This window comes from Pyrococcus sp. (genome assembly GCF_030153625.1).
In the GTDB taxonomy this organism is placed as follows: domain Archaea; phylum Methanobacteriota_B; class Thermococci; order Thermococcales; family Thermococcaceae; genus Pyrococcus; species Pyrococcus furiosus.
Genome location: NZ_JASKLM010000001.1, coordinates 1 through 22871, shown reverse-complemented (window position 1 = coordinate 22871; position 22871 = coordinate 1). Strand labels below are relative to the sequence as shown.

Sequence of the window (22871 nt, the reverse complement as noted above, 5' to 3'; positions counted from 1 at the left end):
TTCACTCTCCCTCCAGTTGAAGTCTCACTTTATAAGCAAGAGGGGCTAGAAAAACTCCAATGATTGCCAGCCATGGACTAAAGAATTTTGCCCAGATAAAAGGGGCTACGACGATGATTGAGTATAGAACTAAGAAAGCGTTATCCTCGAAGTTTGTAAGGATCAGAGACATCACAACTCTCGCAAAACCAAATGTAATAATCAATCCAGCTAGAGTATTCACAGATATAGAGGAAGAATAGAAGATAATTGGCAAGATTAGGGAAAGGGAAAAGAGCACGACCTCTTTAAATAATCTTCTTAGGTAGCCCTCGGGTCTAAGGTAATGAAGATAGATAAGATGATAATCCATGTAATAGTCAATTCCCAGGAGGAAAGGCCAGAGCAAAGGCGTAGAAAGGCAAATAGCAGCCAAGATTGCTGTAATCTTTACGTAAATATAATTTCTTGGGTCTAAAATTACCCATGGAGGCCACCTGGTTTCACATTCCCAGAAGCCACACCTGAAAGGTATTCCAAGACTTTCTATATACCCTACAACCACTATATAGGCAACTGAAAAGATGAGTAACAACAACCTTACTTCTGCAGATAATGTAGAGATATATGAACTTCCAACAAAGTACACTCCCACCATTCTGTTTTTGATCACAATCACAGTTAGATATAGTGCCAATAACACAAAATATCCAATTAACATATTCTTCTTATCGAGGATTAGTAGGAGAAACGCTCCAAATAGAGAAATTCCCATTCTAAGCCTTAGGGAAGTTGAAAGTGGGAGTAAAGCCAGCAAAGAAAAGACTACAAAGTTCAATAAGAAGGAATTAGGATATACATAGCTAAACATAAATATCACGGGAAAAGTCGCTATAATTGAGATAAGAATTGCAATAGCACCCGAATTCGGCTTATAATAGAGCAATTTTCCGATTTTAACAGGGTTGAATAGGTGGGAATACATTAGAACTGCAATTCCCAATGTTACGAAAACAGATGGATCATCAAAAATTGCCCCTTTATGCCACAAATAAAAGATAAAAATAGCGAAGGTAAGGGTAGTTATCCAGTACCTAATGTTCCTCATGGTAAGGTTAACGTGGTACCAAATCACACCTCCTAGTGCTTTCATTTTCTTAATCCCCCATAGTACTTTCTGAAAAGCCTCCATGCAATAATAAATCCTAAGGCAAAGGATAAAGAGATTGTGAGAGGCGTTAGTTTTATTGATAGTCTTTCTATGGAGTATGAAGCCTCAAATAATATCCCATTTCCAGGAGGAACGCTTTTTGTTGCTATTATCAAAGTCGCTAGACCATATAATATCGCCATTCTTATCATATAACCCAAAGCAATTCCGCCCAATACAACAGAAATGATCCCCAAGATGATTTTTAAGTTCATTAATTAACACCCCCTCCTTTAATTTCCAATAGTACTTTAATTACATTATCATAAGTAACTTTTAAAAAGTTGCGCCTTAAATTATTGCAATAAATTTTGTCAGTTGTTTGGTTATTTTATAAGAAGTAACTTTAAATATTTTACTAACGTTAATGACAATGGCAGATATAGTTAGAAAGAAATCGGGCAATTTGAGAATTAAATGGAGGAATAAATATGTCTTTGTTGGAGGATGGAGCATATGCGGGAATAATTGGAGGGATTGTATACCTCATGATTCTATTAGCCTTTAGAAATGTCCTTACAAACCGCAGGAAAATTTCATGGATACTCCAGCTTGAGATGGCACTCTTTATGATACTAATTGCCTCCCTAGCCTTAACTCGTAGTGAAAGAGCCCCCACATTCCTGGGAATTGTGGCCTGGACATGGTTAATTGTAGTTGTAATTACAGCGGTCATTGGTCTAACTATGGAGCAAAGAGGTGAAAGAAAATGAATCTCTCAGCTATATTTGCCTCTCTCCTGGGTTTGTCTCTATCTCTATTTACCACTGGAGTGTATAGGTACTATTCGAAGCCAAAGATTCACAAAACCATGAGAGTCGTTATTTTAAACCCCGACAAAGTAAGTGAGAGAGAAATTCCTCCCACCCTTCCAGAAGATCTTGGACGTATTGCTAACTCTTTGGAGCAGGAACTAGTTTCAAAGCTTAGAAAAGATCAACAGAAGAAAGCAATATCACTAATTAAAATATCTCTCATTGGAATTATAATCTCGCTAATAGGCCTTATCCTTGGACAATAATCCGAGAGATTCTAACTTTACCTGAAATAAATGGTTGTTCTTTTCACTTCCTCTATTACTCTTGCCTCAGATAGAATTCTTCTATTGCCCTATAGCAAATATCCTTGAGATTCAACTCAATTAATTCAAGCTTTTTCTCTTTCAATTCGGGCTGATGTTAAAATATTTTTAGAGGACAGAAAAGAGGAAAAAATCATTCAATCTTCTCAATTCCTATCTTTGCCTGAACCTCTGGCCACTCCACAACGTAACCCTTGGCCTCTTCAAAGCGAACCTCGATAGCTCTAGTCTCACGCATTATATACTCTAGATTCTCTTGCAAGAGTTCGCGGTTCTCCTCTGTGGTCTCTATTGTGACAACAATTCTATCATTGACGTCAAGGTCGAGCCTCTTTCTCATCTCTTGAATTCTTCTAACGAACTCCCTAGCCAATCCTTCAGCGAGCAATTCTCTTGTAAGGGTCTTGTCGACGTAGACCCTTCCTCCCTCGAAGTCCTCTGCAACGAGGAAGTCTGGGATGTTCTCTTCCACAATTATATGCTCCCTTGTTAAGTGGAACTTCTTGCCCTCTATCTCAACATCGACTTCTCCCTTCTCGTAGAGCTCAAGACCGTGCTCGCTTATCCACTTAGCCACCAACCTTGCATCTCCCTTGAACTCTGGACCAACCTTGGCAAAGTTCGGTTTAACGGTAATTTCTCTCTCAACATTTCCAACGACGACTTCCTTGGCATTGAGCTGATCCCTAAGTATGTAGTTTAACCTCTCCACTGCCTTCTTTACAGTATCGTCCTGGGTCTCAATTATTATCTTCCTGACGGGGTACCTTAACTTTATCTTGGCCTTCTGCCTTGCGGCTGAGCCCGCCTCAACGATTCTCCTTATGAATTCCATCTCCCTCTCAAGCTCTTCATCTACTGCACTCTCATCTGGCTTTGGCCAGTCAAGCATGTGAACGCTCTCGATGCCGGTGAATGGCCTCATTATATTCTGGTAGATCTCCTCGGTTATGTAGGGAGTGAACGGTGCCATAAGCCTTAGCAGAACATCAAAGACCTTCCAGAGAGTGTAGTACGCTGCCAGCTTATCTGGATCATCACCCTCAACCCAGAGCCTCTTCCTTATCAGCCTCACGTACCACCTGCTCAAATCCTCAACCACGAAGTTGTATAATGCCCTTGTAGCCTTCGTTAGGTAGAACGTCTCTATTCCGTTCTCTACTTCCTTTATCAAGTTGTTGACCCTACTCAGTATCCACTTATCCTCTTCTCTGAATTCCAGTTCCTCTACCTTAACATTTCTTGGATCAAAGTTGTCTAGGCTCATGTAAGTTGCTGAGAGAACGTAAACGTTCCAGAGTATGTTGAGCATCCTCCTTACCTGCTCAACACCCTTCCAGCTGAACTTGAGGTTCTCCCAGGGGTTGGTTGCCCAGAGCATGTAAAATCTAAATGTATCTCTTCCAGCCTTTTCAACTACCTCTTCAGGCCTTATTATGTTCCCAAGGCTCTTACTCATCTTATCTCCTTTCTCGTCAAGAACGTAACCGTGCATTGCAACTGCCCTATATGGGACTGTGTCGAAGGCTATCACTGAGGCAGCTTGTTGAGAATAGAACCACTTTGTAACTTGATCTTCACCCTCAACTATGAAATCAGCAGGCCAAAGCTTTTCGAACAGCTCCTTGTTCCTGGGATATCCCAGGGAGGCCCAGCTCGCTATTCCACTGTCGAACCAAACGTCAACCACATCCTTTACCCTTCTCATCTCTTTTCCGTTGACCTTTATTATGAATGCATCAACGTAGGGCCTGTGGAGGTCTTCTGGGCCCAGCTTCTCTTCTATAACCTTGAGCTTCTCCTCATAGCTCTCTGGCAAGTCTATTCTTTCACCGTTGACCTCTATTGCAACAGCCAGCTCAACCAACTCCTTCCAGGAGCCGACTACATATATTTCTCCGTCCTCGCTCTGCCATATTGGAAGTGGGATTCCCCAGTAACGTTGCCTGCTTATCACCCAGTCACCGCTGTCCCTTACTCCATTGTCGAACCTTATCTTAACCCACTCAGGATACCAAGTTACTTTTTCGTCGTTCTCCTTGATTATCTTCTCCTTAACTTTGCTAACTTTGAGGAACCACTGGTCTGTGGCCCTAAAGATTAGTGGCGTCTTACAACGCCAACAGTGGGGGTACTTGTGCTCTATTTCTCCAGCCTTAACTAGGTAGCCCTTCTCTTTGAGATGCTCTATTATTTGAGGATCTGCCTCCTTAACATATACTCCCTTCCACTTGCCCTCCACGTACTTTCCTTGGTCATCTACCGGACTGTAAACTGGTAGTCCATACTTCTGCCCAACTTCAAAGTCTTCCTCACCATGCCCAGGAGCTGTGTGGACAAGCCCAGTACCTTCCTCCAACGTCACGAAGTCAGCTAGTATTACTCTATGGACCCACTCGTACTTCTCCCTGAACTCCTTCTGCCTTGGGTACTCGTCCATTAAGATATGGACGTATCTCAAACCTTCAAGCTCTTTACCCTTGAACTCCTCCACAACTTCACCTTTGACACCAATATCTCCCAGAACCTTCTCTACTAATGCCTTAGCCAATATCCAGTACTCCTCCCTACCGTTAAGATCAACCCTCACCTTTACATAATCGTAATCTGGGTGGGCGGAAACAGCTAAGTTCGCTGGGAGGGTCCATGGGGTGGTTGTCCAAATTAGCAAGTACTCATTTTCCTTCCCCTCAACTGGGAACTTCACGTAGATGCTTGGATCCTTTCTCAGCTTGTACTCTCCCCTTACCTCGTGCTCAGCTAAAGCCGTCTCACATCTGGGACACCAGTGAAGGACGCGCTTGTCCTTCTCCAGCAAACCCTTTTCCCAAGCCCTCTTTAGCGTGAACCATGCTGATTCAATGTACTCATTCTTTATGGTCATGTAGGGATTATCCCAGTCCATCCAAACGCCCAGCATCTTGAATTGTTCTGTCATTATCCTGAGATTGTTTAATGCGAATTCCTTACACTTCTGGATGAAGTTCTCAACTCCGATCTTTTCTTCTATCTCCTTCTTCGTCTTTAACCCCAAAGCCTGTTCAACCTTTACCTCAATTGGAAGCCCGTGCATGTCGTAACCGGGCTGCCTCCAAACGTTATAGCCCTGCATTGTTCTGAATCTTATTATCATATCTTTGATTATCTTGTTCCAAGCAGTGCCTAAGTGAATTGCTCCACTTACATACGGAGGCCCATCCAAGAAGTAGTACTTTGGTCCGTTCTTTCTTAGCTCCTTAACCTTCTGGTATATGTTGCTCTCCTTCCAGAATTGCTCTATTTTTTCTTCAAGCTTTCCCGGAGTGTAGTCTCTAAACTCTGGCTCCTTTATCATCTCAGAACCCTCCTGGGATTTATATTGAAGAATAACCTAGAACAGCGTGTAGAAAGCTCAGGCAACATTTGAGCTGGAGATAAATAAATCCCCCCTCATCGATATCGCCTAACCTTCACTCATCCTACTTTATAAGGTTTTCCGTTCACTCAAGGCAACCTTAACGAGAGGATCACTCAGCATGTATTTACCTTCAACTTCCTTGATCCACCCCATCTTCTTGAGGTTACTGAGAAGTTCGTAAAGCCTTGGCTCGGGAGTGGGAATTCCTTTAACGCTAAGGTAATCACGGATAAGACTCCACCTGTTGTAACCCAATGCTATTCCTCTTAAAATTTCAAGATAGCGACGACTTCTTTTCTCGAGCTCTTTGAGTTCTCCGAGTATTAGTCCCCTTGCAATCTCAAAAGTTCTCTTCATGGCTTTTTCGTAGTCTTTCTCTTTCATATACACCACTCCAAAGAGGACAAGCCACCCTGGAATTCCATCTAACATTTCGACTGCCTTTTCTATGATTTCATCCTCAACGTTTAGGTTAACTTCCCTAAATCCTGCCTTTAAGAATTCTTTGGATAAGTGAGAATCAAATGGCTCCACGTAGACCTCTCCTGCAATCCTCCCGTATAGAGGGCTTTCATAATCACTTATACCAAGAAAATCGTGAAGAAGGCCAACTTCAGACCCTGTGAGCACTATTTTGAGATTCTCTAAATTGTCATATGCATAAGCAAAAAGGGCTAGCAAATCTCTTCCTCCCCTGGAACCATAAAATCTCAAGTATTGAGCTTCATCGAAGGCTAAAACAAACTTTCCCATCTTCTTTCCCACTTCATTAAGACTCTCAAATATATCCAGAAGGGAAACTTCTTTGGGCTCAATTTTTAGGAACTTAAGATCAAAGGACACTTTAAACTTTGAGAGTAATTTTTGAAGAAGATTACCTCTCTCTTGAAGCTTTCTTATTAAATCATTTCTTGTAATATGGCCCCTTTCCCCATAGAGCTCTCTGCAGTCTATCAGAATTCCTGGGTTTTCGGATAGATAAGCTTTTAAAAGGGAGCTTTTACCTACCCTCCTAATTCCCAGGAGAAGAGTCATTGAGTAATCTTCAATACTTTTCTCAAGTTTTTTGAATTCTTTTTCTCTGTCAAAGATGTCCTCCCTTCTCTCTTTAGGTCTTAAGTCAAAAAGCACTTATGCCACCATAAGTAACTTATGGGGGCGTAAGTTATATACTTATCGATTTAGCGCATCAATATTTGACTCAAGTCTCTTTAACTTCTCCTTAAACCTTCTCACCTGGGCATTAGCTATCTCAACTATCTTCCTCAAATATTCTTCTCCAACGAGTATTCTTCCATTTTCTCCTAGGAGAACGTCCATTCTCTCCGTAGATCTAATTTCAACGATTAGCTTTTTGTTGCTTATGCTCTTTATGTTAGAATACTTAAATCCGCAGGAAACGGCCAAGTTTACAAGCCTTATTGCATCTTCCAGAGTCTTAGCCCCAACGTGAAGAATGGGACTTCTCACAAGAAACCACAGCTGTCCACTCCTATGCTTTTTAATAGCCCCCAAAACTTCATCGAGGGAAACCTCTCTGTGCCACTTCCCAAGCCACTTGGCGTTCACCTTGTCTCCAAAATGAGGCATCTCCATTACGGAGATTCTTCCAGAGCAAGATGAGGTAGTGAAATAGTTGTCTAGAGAGTTAATTTTCTTTAAAAGAGGGATTATGTCTTCGTCAACCTCCCCTTTTCTTAGGGCAATTTCAAGGCTTATTAAAGCCTCCTTTTTTGCCCTTTCGAAGTTCTCACTAAACTGCATGTATAAAAGCATTCAGGCGGAGCTTTTAAAGATAACCTACCTAGCATTTATGGTGAAAGCCATGATATTTATCCCAAAGGAAAAGCATGTGTACTCTTTCGGCCCAGATATGAAGGAAGTTGCCAGAGCTAAGCCTGGAGAAATAATAGTGTTTGAAACCCTCGATGCACTTGGTGGGCAAATAAGGAGTGAAGAAGATACTGTTGAGAAGATAGATTTTTCGAGAGTTAATCCTGCCACAGGGCCAGTGTACATTGAAGGTGCTGAAAAAGGAAAGATTTTGAAGGTTAAGATTCTTGAAATTGAAGTTAATGATCGAGGAGTTATAGTCACAGCCCCAGGAGCTGGAGTTCTTGGAGATCTTGTAAAAGCCCCAAAAACAAAGGTATGCAGAATTGCTAATGGCTTTGTTCAGTTTGGAGAGTTTAAGATTCCCGTAAGACCGATGATAGGAGTCATAGGCGTTGCTTCTCCAGAAGAAATACCAACCGGAACCCCAGGAAGGCATGGGGGAAATATGGACACGAACTTAATAACTGAGGGCTCAACGGTTTACTTCCCGATCTTTAAAGATGGAGCTTATTTGGCATTAGGTGACTTACATGCAGTTATGGCCGATGGAGAGGTTTGTGTTTCTGCATGTGAAGTTAGTGGAAAGGTTACAGTTAAGACTGAAGTTTTAAGTGGGAGCATAGAGTGGCCGATAGTGGAAACTAGTGATGCTTACTATATCCTGGTTTCAGAGGAAGACCTTGAAGATGCTGTTAGGGAAGCGGTAAAGCAGGGCGTTGATATTCTGAGAAGAGCAAATGAACTAAGCTGGGATGAGGCTTATATGTTAGCAAGCTTAATTATGGATGTCCAAATAAGTCAGCTTGTTGATCCTAGAAAAACAGTGAGGGTTAGAATTCCAAAGCAATATCTTAAGATGTCCTTATTCTAGTTCTTTGTTCTTTTATACTCTTATAGAACAGGTGAGAGAGATTGCATTTTTCAATTCTATTTTAGTCTTATTCAGAACAAGCTTTCGATCCCAATATAAGCCCCAGAGCTAAACCTTTAAGACTTATGAGAAGAGCCATAGAAATCCTACTTCAATATGACAAAAATTCAAAAACTTAAACAATAAGTTTTTATATAATTTTACAAATTCAATAAATAATGGTGACTTAACAATGAATAAAATATTTCCAGGTAGGAATAATTATAATTGTAATATTAGCTAGTATAACAGCAACTGGATATCCTTTCTATACACCATTTCCAATGTTTGCAACTCGTAGTTTTGGTTCGACGAGTGAAACTGGGCTAACCATAACTTTAGGCTCCCATATTTGGCATCAAGAATTGTTACATGGATTGGGGGACTGGTGGTCATGAAAAAAATCAATAAAAAAATCAGTATTTTATTAACACTGCTCTTCTTTTTTCCTTTATTGCTAGGCTGTATTAATGCTCCTCACACAAATACCAGGAATCACGAAACACCTATTACCATTCTTTCGAAAATTCCGGAAGATGTAAATGAAACGGGGCTTATTGGAGAGTATGGAAATGTTAAAGTGGCAAAAGCTACTCGGGGATATATAATATACATAAATAACTCTAGATTCTTCCTCAACGCTTCAAAGGCTTATTTCTTCCCCTGGGGGTTTGTAGTAATTGAAAAAACTTATGAAAATTTGACCATTCCAGTTTACATCTACACAAGAACAACTACAACGACCTATAGAAGGATAGAAGGCTCAAATGATACAATCAAAGGTGTAGAAGTAGTTATTAAGGAAGGAGTTGAGAACGTAACTGAAGTTGTCGAGGTAACAAAGATTAAAGCGTACAGCTACAACGGGAGTCTCTTGTGGGAGCACAAACCTCAACCACCGTATAAGTGGAGAGCTATTTTACATTACCCTCGCATACTTTTCTCCAACAATAGCGAAGTGTTCTTTATAGCTGAAATCCCTCAAGGAATTGGGGGAAAGTCCCCCGATCTCCCACCCCTCCTAAGAAATGTTACGCAAAACTGCTTGTATGTCTACGGAGAAAGGGGATTAATCCAAAAGTTTGTTTTCTCTAACCTATATAGGGCAACGGACGTCTTTCTAATTTCAGCAGGAAATTACACGGCCTTTGGTATAGAAATTCCCTACGGAGATAATACTCCTCACTATGCCGAAGTGTTAATTTTCCAAGGTTCCAAGATTATCTTTAGAAAGAGCTTTGTGAGAGATAATCCCTCTGTCCTTATGGACTTACTTACAGGAAAGGCTAAAGTTCTTCCCAATGGGTACGTGGAGTTTGGACTTTTCGAAGGAGTGGGAGTTTATTACAATGGCACCTTTAAGTATATCCCAAGAGAGTGAAACTTTTTCTCCCACATCTTTTTAAACCAAAACTCAAACAACAATTCAGTTCTTCCCCGTGCCCAAGTGGCTCGGGGAGATAAGGGAGGAGAGAGCATGATAAAAATCTACACTCTCGGGGGTTACGAGGAAGTCGGAAAGAACATGACTGCTGTTGAATACGAAGGGGAGATAGTGATAATAGACATGGGAATAAGGCTCGACAGGGTTTTGATTCACGAAGACGTTGAGTTCCAGAAGATGAGCTCAAAAGAGCTAAGGAAGCTTGGAGCAATACCGGACGACAGGCCAATCAGGGATAAGAAAGTGGTTGCAATAGCACTCTCCCACGGGCACTTGGATCACATAGGGGCAGTGGGAAAGCTAGCCCCCCACTATCCTGACGTTCCAATATATGGAACCCCCTACACGATTAGGTTAGCGAAGAGCGAAATAAAGGGAGAAGAGTATTTTGAGGTCACAAACCCACTCTATGAGACCAATTATGGGGAGATTGTCCAAGTAAGCGAGAATCTGGCCATAGAATTTGTCCAGATAACCCATTCAATTCCTCACTCTTCGATAGTTGTAATCCACACCCCAGAGGGAGCTGTCGTTTACGCTTGCGACTACAAATTTGACAACAATCACCCCTACGGGGAGAAACCCGACTACAAAAGGCTAAAAGAGCTTGGAAAAGAAGGAGTTAAGGTTTTAATAGCTGAATCAACGAGGGTCGCTGAAGAAACAAAAACTCCAAGCGAGGCCGTTGCGAAGATGCTCCTCGAAGACTTCTTCCTATATGAGGGGATGGAGGCCGATGGACTTATAGCTACAACCTTTGCGAGCCACATAACGAGGCTTCAAGCGCTGATAGAGATAGCAAATAAGATGGGAAGGCAAGCTGTATTCATAGGAAGGTCTCTAGCCAAGTATACTGGAATAGCAAAGCAGTTGGGCTTGATAAAGATGAAAGGTTCCAGAGTTTTGAGGAGCCCAAATGCAATAAGCAAGGTTTTAAAGGAAGTTTCACAGGCGAGAGAAAATTATCTTCTCGTGGTAACTGGTCATCAGGGTGAGCCGGGGGCAATACTAACAAGAATGGCTAACGGAGAGCTCTATGATATAGGGCCGAGGGATACAGTTGTCTTTTCGGCAGGAGTCATACCGAACCCCTTAAATATAGCTCAGAGGTATGCCCTAGAGACAAAGTTAAGGATGAAAGGGGTAAGAATGATAAAGAATTTGCACGTAAGTGGTCATGCAAGCAAGGAGGATCACAGGTATTTAATAAGGATGCTCAACCCAGAGAACATAGTTCCCGCGCATGGGGAGTTCAGGATGCTCACGCACTATGCAGAATTGGCAGAAGAGGAAGGATATATGATTGGCAAGGATGTTTTCATTTCAAGAAACGGTCATGCAATAACAATTTAGGGGGGTGAATTAGATGTATGATGAGCTTTTTAAAAAGATAAAGGAGAAGGCTAAGTTTGTTGATGAAAAACTGCTCTCTCTAATCCCTGAAAAGGAACCAAAGATTCTTTATGAAGCCGCAAGGCACTATCCCCTGGCTGGTGGAAAAAGGGTTAGGCCATTTGTTGTTTTAACGGCAACTGAAGCTGTGGGGGGAGAGTGGGAAAAGGCAATATACCCAGCTGTAGCTATAGAACTAATTCATAATTACTCCTTAGTGCATGACGATATTATGGATATGGATGAAACTAGGAGGGGAAGGCCCACAGTTCATAAGGTTTGGGGAATCAACATGGCAATATTAGCTGGAGATCTGCTCTTCAGCAAGGCCTTTGAGGCTATTTCGAGGGCAGAGATACCACCGGAAAAGAAGGCAAGAGTTCTTGAAACAGTTGTAAAGGCATCAAATGAGCTTTGTGAGGGCCAGGCAATGGACCTAGAATTTGAGAATAGGGACACCGTAACAATAGAGGAATACATGAAGATGATAAGCGGGAAGACGGGGGCTCTGTTTGATGCATCTGCAAAGGTTGGAGGAATAGTTGGGACTGACAACGAAGAATACATTAATGCACTATCAACTTGGGGAAGAAACGTTGGAATAGCCTTTCAGATTTGGGACGATGTCCTTGACTTGATTGCCGACGAGGAGAAGCTCGGAAAGCCTGTGGGGAGCGATATTAGAAAGGGCAAGAAAACCCTAATAGTTGCCCACTTCTTCGAAAACGCCGATGAAAAAGATAAGCAGAAGTTCCTGAAAGTTTTCGGAAAGTACGCTGGAGATGTAAAGGGGGAGGGGATAATAGAGGAAGACATCAAGGCAGAAGTCATGGAGGCAATAGATTTGCTTAAGAAATATGGAAGTATAGATTATGCCGCCAACATTGCTAGAGAGATGGTAAAGAAGGCAAATGAAGCCCTTAAGGTTCTTCCTGAGAGTGAGGCTAGGAAAGATTTAGAACTGCTAGCTAGATTCATTGTTGAAAGGGAGTATTAACTTTCCTTTTTGCACGTTCCATAAATCTTTTTAAGTCTAAGATTTCTTAAATAAACGATTCTCATGAAGTTTGGAATAGTTGCAAGGAGGGATAAAGAGGAGGCTCTAAAGCTCGCCTACAGGGTCTATGATTTTCTTAAAGTTAGTGGATATGATGTAGTTGTAGACAAAGATACTTACGAGCATTTCCCATATTTTAATGAGAGAGACGTAATACCTCTGGAAGAATTCGATGTAGATTTCATAATAGCGATTGGTGGAGATGGAACGATACTCAGAATAGAACACATGACAAAAAAAGATATTCCAATATTGAGCGTAAATATGGGAACTCTTGGCTTTCTTACAGAAGTTGAGCCCTCAGACACCTTTTTTGCATTAAGCAGGCTGATAGAAGGAGAATACTACATAGATGAGAGAATTAAGGTCAGAACTTATATAAACGGGGAAAACAGAGTTCCTGATGCATTAAATGAAGTTGCAATATTAACTGGAATCCCAGGAAAGATAATTCACCTAAAGTATTACGTAGACGGAGGATTAGCGGATGAAGTTAGGGCAGATGGATTAGTTGTTTCAACTCCTACCGGCTCTACTGGTTATGCAATGTCCGCTGGAGGTCCATTTGTAGATCCAAGGCTCGATGTAATCCTCGTGGTTCCTCTTCTCCCCCTCCCTAAAACCTCAGTCCCAATGGTAATCCCAGGGAGCTCAAGGGTCGACATTACAGTGGTTAGTGACAGGGAGATAATACTTGCTATAGATGGCCAGTACTACGAATACTTACCCCCAGATGTTGAGATAACGGTAGTAAAAAGCCCCAGGAAAACAAAGTTCGTTAGGTTTACAAAAGAGATATACCCTAAGTACACGATGAAAATAAAGGAGAGGCATTAATTACCTAGCCTTTGGAAACCTTAGGGCAGCTTTGATTATATCTGTGAAAACTCCGCTCGCAGTAACTCTTCCTCCTCCCCCTGGGCCTTTAAGAACAACTTCCCCCAAATTGTCCGTCTTTATTATTGCAGCATTTTGTACTCCTTCAACCAATAATGGGCTATTCTCCGGGAGTTTGATGGGCTTCACACTTATTCTTCCTTCAGAGACTTGAGCCACCAATCTAACATTTCTTGCATCCTTAACTTCTCGAATCCCAACTCTTTCCTCAAACTCTGGAGGAGCTCCATATGACACCCAGTGAAGAATCTTTGCCTTATAGAAGGCATCAATTCCATCTATGTCCTTAGAAGGATCCTCCTCTAACACTCCCAGGGATTTAGCTTCATTAAAAGCTTCTTCAAATGTCTTTCCTTGCTCCATTCTTGTGAGAATAAAAGTTGTACTTGCATTAACAACTGCCTTGATCTCCTCTATCTTCTCTCCGAGCAGGTTCTCCCTCAAAAGTCCTATAATCGGCGTTCCTGCCATCACGGTAGCTTCGAAGAATAATCCAGCATTCCCCTCTTGGGAAGCTTTTAGCAACTTATCATAACTTTCGGCAATAGGTGGCTTATTGCTTGTTACTACGCTTACCCCCTCCTTTAATGCGAACTCATAAACCCTCGCCGCATCATCCCAACTACTGACATCAACAAAGATATCTGGTCTTATCTCCTCAATTATCTCTTCTGGCTTAAGATAATAGACTTCGTAATCTCCTATGTTACTTATCTTCCCAGTTGCTTCCTTAACTTCCTTGGCCTCAAGTAGGTCAAAGTCCCCCCAGAGAGTCCCGCTCCTGTCAGTTATTGAGACTACCTTCAACTTAATCCCGTAAACTTCTGAGTTTTCGGCAACTATTTCAGCCAAAGCCCTGCCAACTGTTCCAAAACCGAAAATAGAAATTTTGACCTCCTTCATGAATGGAGAGTGGCAAAGCAAAAATAAAAATGTTTAGGGAATAATTTGGATGCCGTGACCATAAACTAAAAATAGAACAAAAGGTAAATGCATATGAGGTGGTCATAATGCCAGAGGAAGCCCTCATTATTGTTGACATGCAAAGAGACTTCATGCCCGGTGGGGCTCTTCCAGTACCTGAAGGTGACAAAATAATTCCCAGAATAAATGACTACATAAAAGAATTCAAGGAGAAGGGAGCTTTGATAGTTGCGACGAGAGACTGGCACCCTGAAAATCATATAAGCTTTAAGGAAAGAGGTGGACCATGGCCAAAGCACTGTGTTCAGAATACCCCAGGAGCGGAGATAGTGGTCGATCTTCCGGAGGATGCAATAATAATTTCAAAGGCCACTGAGCCAGATAAGGAGGCGTATTCAGGATTTGAGGGGACTAACTTAGCTGAGATCCTCAAGAAGAATGGCGTAAAGAGGGTTTACATCTGCGGTGTTGCAACTGAATACTGTGTGAGAGCTACGGCCTTAGATGCCCTAAAGCATGGTTTCGAAGTTTATCTTCTCAAAGATGCCGTGAAGGGAATAAACCCCGAAGACGAAAAGAAAGTCCTGAGGGAGTTAGAGGAGAAAGGAGTTAAGATTCTCTAGCTCTATTTAGTTTTTGCCACTCCCTCAGCATTTCCACTGCAACGTTTAGGACTATTGGGCCTATAATTAGTCCCTTTAATCCCATGGCCCATACTCCTCCAATCATTCCAATCAACACGAGAGTTTCATCGAACTTTGCCTCTTTCGCAACTATTTTTGGTCTAATTGTGAAATCTGGCAAGGGAGAAACTAGAGCAGCTCCATATGCAGCCAAAAGTATAGCTCTAATAAAATGTCCTGAATTAAGGAGGTAAATTGACCCAGCCAGCCAAACCATCCATCCTTCGAAGAGTGGGATAAAAGAAAATAGTATCGTAACAATCCCTGCAAGTATGGCAGTTGGTAAACTGGAAACATCAAATATTATGAAGCCAATCGTCATGAGTATCCCCTTGGCAATATTAAGAAGAAGCCACGCCTTTATTAAAGCCTGGAGCGTTAAGTTCCCCCTGTATAGAATTTTCTTCATTTTTTCATCACTTTCAAAGGGAATTAATTTAGCAATATCTTTCTCGTGAAGAAGGAAGTAGTAGACAAATGCCAAGTATGCGGCAACTTGGAGAATGTACTTTGGAATGGAGAAAGTGAAAGAAAGGATGTACTCCTGAACTCTAGGTGCTAATTGATGGTAGATTCCCAAGAAGGCATCGGATATTGATTTTGGGAGAGGAGCACGGGATATCAGAGAATCTATATCTTGAAGGTACACATATGCTTGATTCAGCACGGGATTTAAGGTGTATATGAGAATTATCATCAATACAACCGCCCCAGCTAGGAGAACGAAAATGAGAAGTAGTGCACTTTGCCTCTCTCCAAACCTCCCCGAAAGCTTTGTGTGGAGTGGGGAGAGAACATAAGCTGTTACAAATGCAAAGAAAAAGGAAGAGAAGAACGGCTTAACTGTTAGACTAACTAAAATCAAGATTACAGCCCCTAGAGCTCCAAAAACTATGCTACTTCTCATTAAGTAGCCCCCTCAGGATTTCGACGTACTTACTTTCAAGCCTCTTATCCTGCCTTCCTAAGTTCTCATCCTTCGCATTTAAAACGGCCTTTCTGATACCACCCTCAGGATGCTTACAATCTCCCTTGTACCTGGGAATAACATGGACATGAAGATGAGAAACCGTTTGGCCAGCAGCCTTTCCCAAATTTATTCCCACATTAAATCCATCTGGATTTAATGCTTCTTTCAAGGCTTTGATTGCCATCTCAACTCCCTTCATAAGCATAACTTTTTCCTCCTCATTAAGCCCCTCAATGTTGGTTATGTGCCTCTTTGGGACGACTAAAAGATGTCCAGGATTAGCGGGAAAGCTGTCTAAGAGAATTCTTATTTTATCATCTTCATAGACAATGTTCTCGGCTGGAGGATTGCAAAATGGACACGGCATGAAAGGATTAGATGTGAATATGCTTAAATAGGCATCGCGAAAAGTTTATAAATCCATATCTGATGAAAATCCATTGGGGTTCACAGTAGGGTCCCGCGGTAGCCTAGCCTGGTAGTGGCGGCGGACTGTAGATCCGCAGGTCCCCGGTTCAAATCCGGGCCGCGGGACCACCAAAATTATTCTCGGTGATTAGATGAAGAGAATGATCATGTATCTTTCGACAGTTCTTTTGATAGCTGTGGTGAGTGGGTGTATAAGTGAACAAACTCAAACCCAAACTTTAGAATCAAATTCTCCTACACAAACAACAACCACAACTTCTCCACAGATAACGGTCACTTTTATAGTCTCTGTTCCAGAATATACACCTGAAAATGATTCCATATACATAGCTGGAGACTTTAACAACTGGAACCCAAAAGACGAAAGATATAAGCTCGTCAAACTTCCAGATGGACGATGGAAAATAACTTTAACATTTCCCTATGGAAAAACGATACAATTTAAGTTTACCCGTGGCTCGTGGGAAACTGTGGAAAAAGGAATAAATGGAGAAGAAATACCAAATAGACGATTCACCTTTACCAAGTCTGGAACTTACGAGTTTAAAGTTCATAACTGGAGAGATTTTGTGGAGAAAAACGTAAAGCACACCATAACTGGAAATGTGATAACTTTTGAAATGTTTATTCCTCAATTAAACACGACAAGAAGAATATGGATATATTTACCTCCGGATTATAACTATTCAACCAAGAGGTATCCCGTACTGTACATGTTCGACGGTCAAAATCTTTTTGATGCTGCTACTTCTTTTGCTGGAGAATGGGGAGTTGATGAAGCCTTAGAAAAGCTATACAAAGAAAAGAACTTCTCAATCATAGTAGTTGGGATAGACAATGGAGGAGATAGGAGAATAGACGAATATGCTCCCTGGGTAAATAGAGATTATAGAAGGGGAGGACTTGGAAACGCTACGGTGAAGTTCATAGTAGAGACTTTAAAGCCCTATATTGATGCTCACTATAGGACAGATCCAGAAAAAACTGGAATAATGGGATCTTCACTAGGTGGACTAATGGCTATATATGCAGGCTTTTCATATCCAGAAGTCTTCCGATACGTTGGAGCAATGAGCTCGGCATTCTGGTTTAATCCCGAGATATATGACTTCGTGAGAGAAGCAAAGAAAGGGCCAGAAAAAATTTACATTGATTGGGGAACGAATGAAGGGAGAAACCCAAAGGCATTTTCTGAAAGCAATGAGAAAATGGTCAAAATCTTAAAAGAGAAGGGTTATAGGGAGGAATTCAACCTTAAAGTTGTGATTGACAAAGGAGGATTACATAACGAGTACTATTGGGGAAAGAGATTCCCTCAAGCCGTTCTGTGGCTCTTTGAAGAGTAGCTTTTATGCACATATTTAGACCCAACAAAATATTTAAACTTCTCAGTGACTAAATATCACTTGAGGTGACACCATGAGAAGGAATGCCCAGGTCTTTGCTATGGTGCTCTTATTAGTACTTTCAGGAATTCCCAAGGCGCTTGCACTGTACACTCCAACACCGTTTTCAATAGATGGAAACTTAGAGGAATGGATCAAAGCAGATGCTATTGCTTATGGAAGAGACTCCGGCCTTCCAGGAGCAAACCTTGACAAATTGTACATTGCCTGGGATGACAACTATCTTTACATTGCCATAAAGACTAACAATACCCAGAGTTGGGACCTAGCTTATGGAATTGGAATTGACGTAGACCCAGGAAGTGGAAACGGATACACCGGAGACTCAGACGCATGGGGAAGAAAAATAGCCTTTGGAAACAACTATGCCATAGATTATGAGATTTACTTCTGGTGGAGTGGTGGTAGTGGAATTACTGCTGACAACTTCATAAACTGGACTGGCTCAGGATGGGACTACAAGAGCATTAGTGATGTCGGAGGAAGCTTCGCATACACTGGAGACACAAGCCAAGGACTACAAACCCTAGAAATAGCAATACCATGGGACGCATTGGGTGGAATTACAAGAAAATTTGCCATAATTGCTTGGATTGCTGGTGGAGATGGAAGTAGCGCAGTTGACACAGCTCCCTCAGACTCCGAAGTGCCTCCAGGAGACTCATGGACAGATTATGACAAGCTCTCTAACTTGGCAACAACATTTGAGTTCCCTGACTTGACTGTCGAGATTAAGGGTCCAGATGTTGTTGGAGTGAATAAGCTTGCAGAGTATGAGGTGCATGTGAAGAACCTTGGTGGAATAGGAGTTCCTTCAACAAAAGTTAGGGTTTACATAAACGGAACACTCTATAAGAACTGGACAGTATCTCTTGGACCAAAAGAAGAGAAAGTTCTAACATTTAACTGGACACCAACTCAGGAAGGAATGTACAGAATCAACGCCACTGTAGATGAAGAAAATACCGTCGTTGAGCTCAACGAAAACAATAACGTTGCAACATTTGATGTTAGTGTTGTCTGGGTTGGAAAGATAAGCGTCGATGGAGATCCAAGCGACTGGCCGGAAGTAAGCCTCAACAACAACACCTTTACCTTACAGAATGGAGTATTCATATGGAGCGATGCTCCAGATGATCAGAGAACGGAGAAGGATCCCTACCTCCCAGGAGGAACTTCATCTCATGCAGACTTAATTAAATTTGGCGTGGCAAAAGACGAGAGATATCTGTACTTCCTTTTCGTCTTCAAGAACATGAGCAACATAAAGATCGGAGATAACGGAGCAACCTTCATAGCAGTTCCAATTGACTTCAAGGAAGGAGGAGCAACAGAGTTTGCTGGCGAGATGGATACTAAGAGCATACTAGAATGGGACATCCAAGTTGTAGTCAACTTAGCCTCAAGCCAGTTCAGTGGTGAGAGGGTTGCAACAACAAAAGCTGGTTCAAGCTATGAATCACTCTTCTACGTTCTATCCGCTGACGGAAGTTTCATTACAAGTGATGACGCAATGGTGGGAGTGAACCTCGATGCCAACACAGTAGAGGTCAGAATTCCACTAAGCTTCATTGAGAATTCTGATGAGATAAGGCTTCAGCTTGCCACTGGCTTCAGCTATGGGCCAGCAGTATGGAACTTTGGAGATCCATTTGCAAACGATGATGTGAGCGATATAGTGGACACGATAAGCGAGGCTGGCACTGAGGAAGAGCTTTCAGACAACATCCCAGACTACTATGTAAAGCTACTGCTAGGCACATATCTAGTTGAAGGGGCAGACGTCATTAATTACAGAGAAGAGAGAATAATGATGCAACAACAAGCCGCAGTGAAGTCCTTCATGACGATCTCCAAGTATTACGGAATTCCAAGGTTCAAGAAAGAATACGCCACATATCTAGAGCTCATGAACAACATAACGAACATGGATATCCCAGAAGAGTTCAAGGAAGAGATAATTGAGATAAGGAAGAAGGTTGACGAGCTGTTCTCCCTCTACAAGGAAGGAAAGGAAGTTGCAGAGGAGGGAATGATGAGCTTAGCAGATGCAATTAAGCTATACAGGGCATATACAGGAATGATAAAGGTTAATCAGAGGCTTAAGGAAATCATCCAGGCAATAGCCTCTGGAGAGCTCGAGAGACAGAAGTGGTTGGAGGAGATGAGGGGCAAGCTCACAAAGACAATTGACGGAGATCTCTCAGACTGGAGCGTTGATCCAGTTGCCGTAGATACAGAAGGGTACGGTCAGGATGGTGCAAACCTTAAGGAGTTGTACGTGGACTACGACGACAACTTCCTCTACATAGCATTCACAACGGACAACAAAGCATCATGGAGAATAGCATATGGAGTTGCCTTGGACTACAAGGAGGGGGGATACACAACCGGACAGGATGGATGGCAGAGAAAAGTGGAATTCGAGAGAGGAATTGATGCACAGCTGTACTTCTTCTGGAACGGAGAATTCTTTGGAAACCCAGGAACGGACAGTATAACATCTGCCGACCTAATACTATGGAAGAACGGCACCTGGGAGTACATGCAACTTGACAAAGTTGGATTCTATGCATACAAGGGAGGAAGCAATGGACTCCAGAGCTTGGAAATTGCAGTTCCATGGGAAGTACTTGGTGGAAAGCCAGAGAAGATAGCAATTGTTGTCTACATAACCGGACAGGGAGCAGGAGATTCAGCAGTGGATTCACTACCACTTCAGGATGCAGTCAAGGACAGCGACAACGAGTGGGGAGATGTTGATAAGTTCACAAAGTTTGCAGAAGTCCTAATTAAGTGATTTCTTTTCTTTTTTTAAAATTTTAAAAGAAAAGGCTAAGTTGTAGAGGACTCTTCGTCGTTATATATGTCCTCTTCTGGAATTTCATCTTCGTAACCTCTTGATCCCTCCAAGGTTTCAATTCTGAACATGTAGCTCTTATACCAGTTGTAATCGGGAAGCTTCTTAATTGGAATTAGCTTCCATGCCCTAGTTTCCTCGGCATAACCCCAGTTCACATACTCGTTGAAGTTTCTGATTATGTCCGTTATAACAACGTTAAATTCATTTAAGAGCAACTTTTGTATCTCCCTCCACTTGTCTAGGGAACTCTCTCTCCTCGTTATTCCAAAGTATCCTGCACATCTTGGGCCTTTAAGGGTGGCAATTCCTCTACCCACGAAGGCCCTAATGGCCTCGAGGGTCTCTGGGGGATCGGTAATAAAGGTGTCAAACTTGTGGAGGGCATAGTCTGGCAAGGGCTTCCTCAAGTCAAAGGTAAAGATCTCTATGTCTTCATACCCGATCTCGTTGGCAACCTTCTCGATGAAGTTCGTTAACCTCTCATCTATATCCAGCACAGCAATCCTTTTTGGAAGGCCTGAGAGCATTAGAGCAATACTTGTTAGGTCATCATCGCCCAGAACAAAGATATCCTTGTTCTCTAAGTCTCCCCTAGTGTGCATTAGAATTACCCTTGCTACTGTAGTCTCCGGTGTTACATAAGCTTGGTCGAACTCGTGGAGCGGTTCCGGCCTGTCCTTAACTATCTCCCTAAACTGCTCAAGCAAGTCGGCAAAGGCTTGGAGGTCGACGGTCTTACCCTGACAGTGAGGACAAGTAAAGTCGTACCTCTTTCCAATTCCGTATTCCGCCACTAGCTCTTCTCCCTTTTCCGTAAGCTTAACTCCATCCTCGAAAGTTACATATCCAAGCTCGTTAAGACTCTCTAAAATTGCAACGACAAGGGGAAGTGGTTCTTCGCTTAAGTCCACGATTCTCCATATGTCGTCACTTGCCAAAACTGCCGATAGAACGTTTTCAACGCTTCTCTCATAAACGGGGATCTTAGTTTTTGTTTTTACCCTTTCTACAATTTCTTTCATCCCCAAACACCTCCAAAAATGCTTTTTTAGTTTACTTTTTCTGTCCTCTTTTTAAAGGTTTCTGAATACTCTATTAAAGATATCTCCCCTCTAGAAAAAACGATTTTAGAAAACATATGAATAAAATTAAAAACAAAACTGGAGCTATCTCTCTTTGTATGTGAATTTTCCATTGCAGTATTCTCCTCTTCCATTATAAAGCCCAAAGACAGCACACCCATCTCTGTTTATTCTTCCCCATCCGGGTATAATGTTACAGAGGCAGGATGGATCTTTTATGAAGAAGGTCTTTCTAAAGAGGACTTCAGTCTTGTTTAAGATTATAATTTCACCAGAATAGGGTGAGCCATCGGGTTGAGGCTTTTCAAATCCTATTAGTACGTAATTGCCATTAGAAGTTAGAAAGACGTTTCTAATGGGGACAACGTTACTACCCAAGTCAATAACCTTAACAGTTCCATTCTCTCCCAGGATGTAGAGGTAGTCATTTGGAGCTTTTGCCCTAAATTCTTGATATGCTCGAGGAGCAGTCTGATACACGATGATGTAGAGATAGGTATAGGAGTGAGTTGCTAGAACTTTTGGAACTGCAGTTCCGTTCTCTTTCCCGTAGCTGTCCTCATAAGCCCACAAATAACTTGGAAACTCCATCCTCCATAGAAGCTCCCCATCCTTGCTACAAGCCTTCAAAACGACAACTGGCACTTTAGCTGTGACGTTCTCAACTGTGATGTTTGTCTTGCCTTGGGAGTCAACGATAAACTTCACTAAAGGAACTTCCTTCGTATCGTTCACTTCCTGAAGAACAACTGAACCCCAGTCGAGAGTGAAAACACGAGAATCACTAGTTATAAGACACCCTTCTTTTTGTTGTGCAGGGGGTTGAGAATGATAAGCGGTGTAGAGAAAAGCTAAGGTTATCCCCACTATAAAAATAAAAACAGTTAAGGTAAAAATAAGATACCTCACCACCAATCACCTACCTCCTATATTGTTCCATGAATAATTACTTAAATATTCCATAAACTTCTTTATGTCGACTCCATTTTCTACTGCAAATTTGTAGAGTGCTTTAAATTTGAAATCCTCTACTTTCTTGACTTCTCCTTCTAACATCATAGTTTGATTATTAAGACTAGAAACTACAATAACTTTATTCTCCTTTATTGCCATTGAGAGAATATTGCCTGTTGCTAGTGCATTTGTATTTTTCCCTCATAAATTTGTCACAATTGAAATAAATTTTATTATTTATAAAATTTTCTCTCCACGTGGAGATACTGTCAGGATAACTGGGGCATCACCTCTTGAAGCCACTCAGTCACATCACCAGGCGGACAACCAAACCGAGAATGAAACCTAACAAAATTA

Annotated in this window: 21 protein-coding genes, 1 tRNA gene and 1 pseudogene; 11 read left to right on the top strand and 12 right to left on the bottom strand. The window is 41.8% G+C overall.

Features of this window, described 5'->3' with window-relative positions:
• Position 1: 1 nt before the first annotated feature.
• Both PWP39_RS00115 and PWP39_RS00110 read right to left on the bottom strand, forming a co-directional pair.
• Positions 2–1132: a hypothetical protein gene (locus PWP39_RS00115; RefSeq protein ID WP_048059051.1), complete on the bottom strand. Its 1131-nt coding sequence runs from the start codon at positions 1130–1132 to the stop codon at positions 2–4.
• Positions 1129–1404, bottom strand: coding sequence for a hypothetical protein (locus PWP39_RS00110; protein WP_011012231.1), 276 nt, complete (start codon positions 1402–1404; stop codon positions 1129–1131). Before PWP39_RS00110 ends, PWP39_RS00115 begins: the two co-directional genes overlap by 4 nt.
• A gap of 216 nt (positions 1405–1620) precedes the next feature.
• Between PWP39_RS00110 and PWP39_RS00105 the strand changes: the two genes are divergently transcribed.
• Both PWP39_RS00105 and PWP39_RS00100 read left to right on the top strand, forming a co-directional pair.
• On the top strand, positions 1621–1902 hold the full coding sequence (locus PWP39_RS00105; RefSeq protein WP_011012233.1) for a hypothetical protein: 282 nt from the start codon (positions 1621–1623) through the stop codon (positions 1900–1902).
• Complete coding sequence (locus tag PWP39_RS00100) at positions 1899–2210, top strand: hypothetical protein (RefSeq protein ID WP_011012234.1); 312 nt, start codon at positions 1899–1901, stop codon at positions 2208–2210. Before PWP39_RS00105 ends, PWP39_RS00100 begins: the two co-directional genes overlap by 4 nt.
• A gap of 193 nt (positions 2211–2403) precedes the next feature.
• Here PWP39_RS00100 and ileS read toward each other — a convergent pair whose 3' ends face one another.
• The 3 genes from ileS to taw3 form a co-directional block, all read right to left on the bottom strand.
• Positions 2404–5604: an isoleucine--tRNA ligase gene (gene ileS, locus PWP39_RS00095; RefSeq protein ID WP_011012235.1), complete on the bottom strand. Its 3201-nt coding sequence runs from the start codon at positions 5602–5604 to the stop codon at positions 2404–2406.
• Positions 5605–5733: 129 nt separating this feature from the next.
• Positions 5734–6798 (bottom strand): AAA family ATPase, encoded by a 1065-nt coding sequence (locus PWP39_RS00090; protein WP_011012236.1) that lies wholly within the window; start codon positions 6796–6798, stop codon positions 5734–5736.
• A 42-nt stretch (positions 6799–6840) separates the two neighbouring features.
• Complete coding sequence (gene taw3 / locus PWP39_RS00085; protein WP_011012237.1) at positions 6841–7443, bottom strand: tRNA(Phe) 7-((3-amino-3-carboxypropyl)-4-demethylwyosine(37)-N(4))-methyltransferase Taw3; 603 nt, start codon at positions 7441–7443, stop codon at positions 6841–6843.
• A gap of 49 nt (positions 7444–7492) precedes the next feature.
• On the opposite strand from taw3, the gene PWP39_RS00080 reads away from it, so the two are divergent.
• The 5 genes from PWP39_RS00080 (at position 7493) to PWP39_RS00060 (ending at position 13143) form a co-directional block, all read left to right on the top strand.
• Positions 7493–8374 carry an acetamidase/formamidase family protein gene (locus PWP39_RS00080; protein ID WP_048059052.1) on the top strand — a complete coding sequence of 294 codons (882 nt, stop codon included), beginning with the start codon at positions 7493–7495 and terminating at the stop codon, positions 8372–8374.
• A 493-nt stretch (positions 8375–8867) separates the two neighbouring features.
• The gene (locus tag PWP39_RS00075) at positions 8868–9794 is read left to right on the top strand and encodes a hypothetical protein (protein WP_223208967.1); all 927 of its coding nucleotides are present in this window, start codon (positions 8868–8870) and stop codon (positions 9792–9794) included.
• 96 nt (positions 9795–9890) lie between these two features.
• Complete coding sequence (locus PWP39_RS00070; protein WP_011012240.1) at positions 9891–11210, top strand: RNase J family beta-CASP ribonuclease; 1320 nt, start codon at positions 9891–9893, stop codon at positions 11208–11210.
• A gap of 13 nt (positions 11211–11223) precedes the next feature.
• Entirely contained in the window at positions 11224–12246 is a 1023-nt protein-coding gene (locus PWP39_RS00065) for a polyprenyl synthetase family protein (RefSeq protein WP_288071758.1), read from the top strand.
• 63 nt (positions 12247–12309) lie between these two features.
• Complete coding sequence (locus PWP39_RS00060; protein ID WP_288071756.1) at positions 12310–13143, top strand: NAD(+) kinase; 834 nt, start codon at positions 12310–12312, stop codon at positions 13141–13143.
• Here the strand turns inward: PWP39_RS00060 and PWP39_RS00055 are convergent, their stop codons facing one another.
• The gene (locus PWP39_RS00055) at positions 13144–14106 is read right to left on the bottom strand and encodes a homoserine dehydrogenase (protein ID WP_011012243.1); all 963 of its coding nucleotides are present in this window, start codon (positions 14104–14106) and stop codon (positions 13144–13146) included. It abuts the gene before it with no gap.
• Positions 14107–14213: 107 nt separating this feature from the next.
• Between PWP39_RS00055 and PWP39_RS00050 the strand changes: the two genes are divergently transcribed.
• The gene (locus PWP39_RS00050) at positions 14214–14750 is read left to right on the top strand and encodes a nicotinamidase (RefSeq protein ID WP_011012244.1); all 537 of its coding nucleotides are present in this window, start codon (positions 14214–14216) and stop codon (positions 14748–14750) included.
• Here the strand turns inward: PWP39_RS00050 and PWP39_RS00045 are convergent.
• On the bottom strand, positions 14737–15717 hold the full coding sequence (locus PWP39_RS00045) for an AI-2E family transporter (protein WP_011012245.1): 981 nt from the start codon (positions 15715–15717) through the stop codon (positions 14737–14739). The genes PWP39_RS00050 and PWP39_RS00045 overlap by 14 nt on opposite strands.
• Entirely contained in the window at positions 15707–16147 is a 441-nt protein-coding gene (locus PWP39_RS00040; protein WP_011012246.1) for an HIT family protein, read from the bottom strand. The genes PWP39_RS00045 and PWP39_RS00040 overlap by 11 nt, the downstream gene beginning before the upstream one ends.
• 92 nt (positions 16148–16239) lie before the next feature.
• Here PWP39_RS00040 and PWP39_RS00035 point away from each other — a divergent pair.
• The 3 genes from PWP39_RS00035 (at position 16240) to PWP39_RS00025 (ending at position 20415) form a co-directional block, all read left to right on the top strand.
• Positions 16240–16317: transfer RNA gene (locus tag PWP39_RS00035), tRNA-Tyr, on the top strand.
• A 23-nt stretch (positions 16318–16340) separates the two neighbouring features.
• On the top strand, positions 16341–17555 hold the full coding sequence (locus tag PWP39_RS00030; RefSeq protein WP_011012247.1) for an alpha/beta hydrolase-fold protein: 1215 nt from the start codon (positions 16341–16343) through the stop codon (positions 17553–17555).
• A gap of 73 nt (positions 17556–17628) precedes the next feature.
• Complete coding sequence (locus PWP39_RS00025; RefSeq protein ID WP_288071749.1) at positions 17629–20415, top strand: CARDB domain-containing protein; 2787 nt, start codon at positions 17629–17631, stop codon at positions 20413–20415.
• Between the two features lie 35 nt (positions 20416–20450).
• Here the strand turns inward: PWP39_RS00025 and bpsA are convergent, their stop codons facing one another.
• The 4 genes and pseudogenes from bpsA to PWP39_RS00005 all read right to left on the bottom strand — a co-directional run.
• The gene (bpsA, locus tag PWP39_RS00020; protein ID WP_288071747.1) at positions 20451–21500 is read right to left on the bottom strand and encodes a N(4)-bis(aminopropyl)spermidine synthase; all 1050 of its coding nucleotides are present in this window, start codon (positions 21498–21500) and stop codon (positions 20451–20453) included.
• 144 nt (positions 21501–21644) lie between these two features.
• Complete coding sequence (locus PWP39_RS00015) at positions 21645–22469, bottom strand: hypothetical protein (protein WP_011012251.1); 825 nt, start codon at positions 22467–22469, stop codon at positions 21645–21647.
• Between the two features lie 6 nt (positions 22470–22475).
• A complete protein-coding gene (locus PWP39_RS00010; protein ID WP_223208968.1) occupies positions 22476–22619 on the bottom strand; it encodes a hypothetical protein in 144 nt (47 codons plus the stop codon).
• A 164-nt stretch (positions 22620–22783) separates the two neighbouring features.
• Positions 22784–22871, bottom strand: a pseudogene (locus PWP39_RS00005) (IS6 family transposase); the annotation flags it as partial.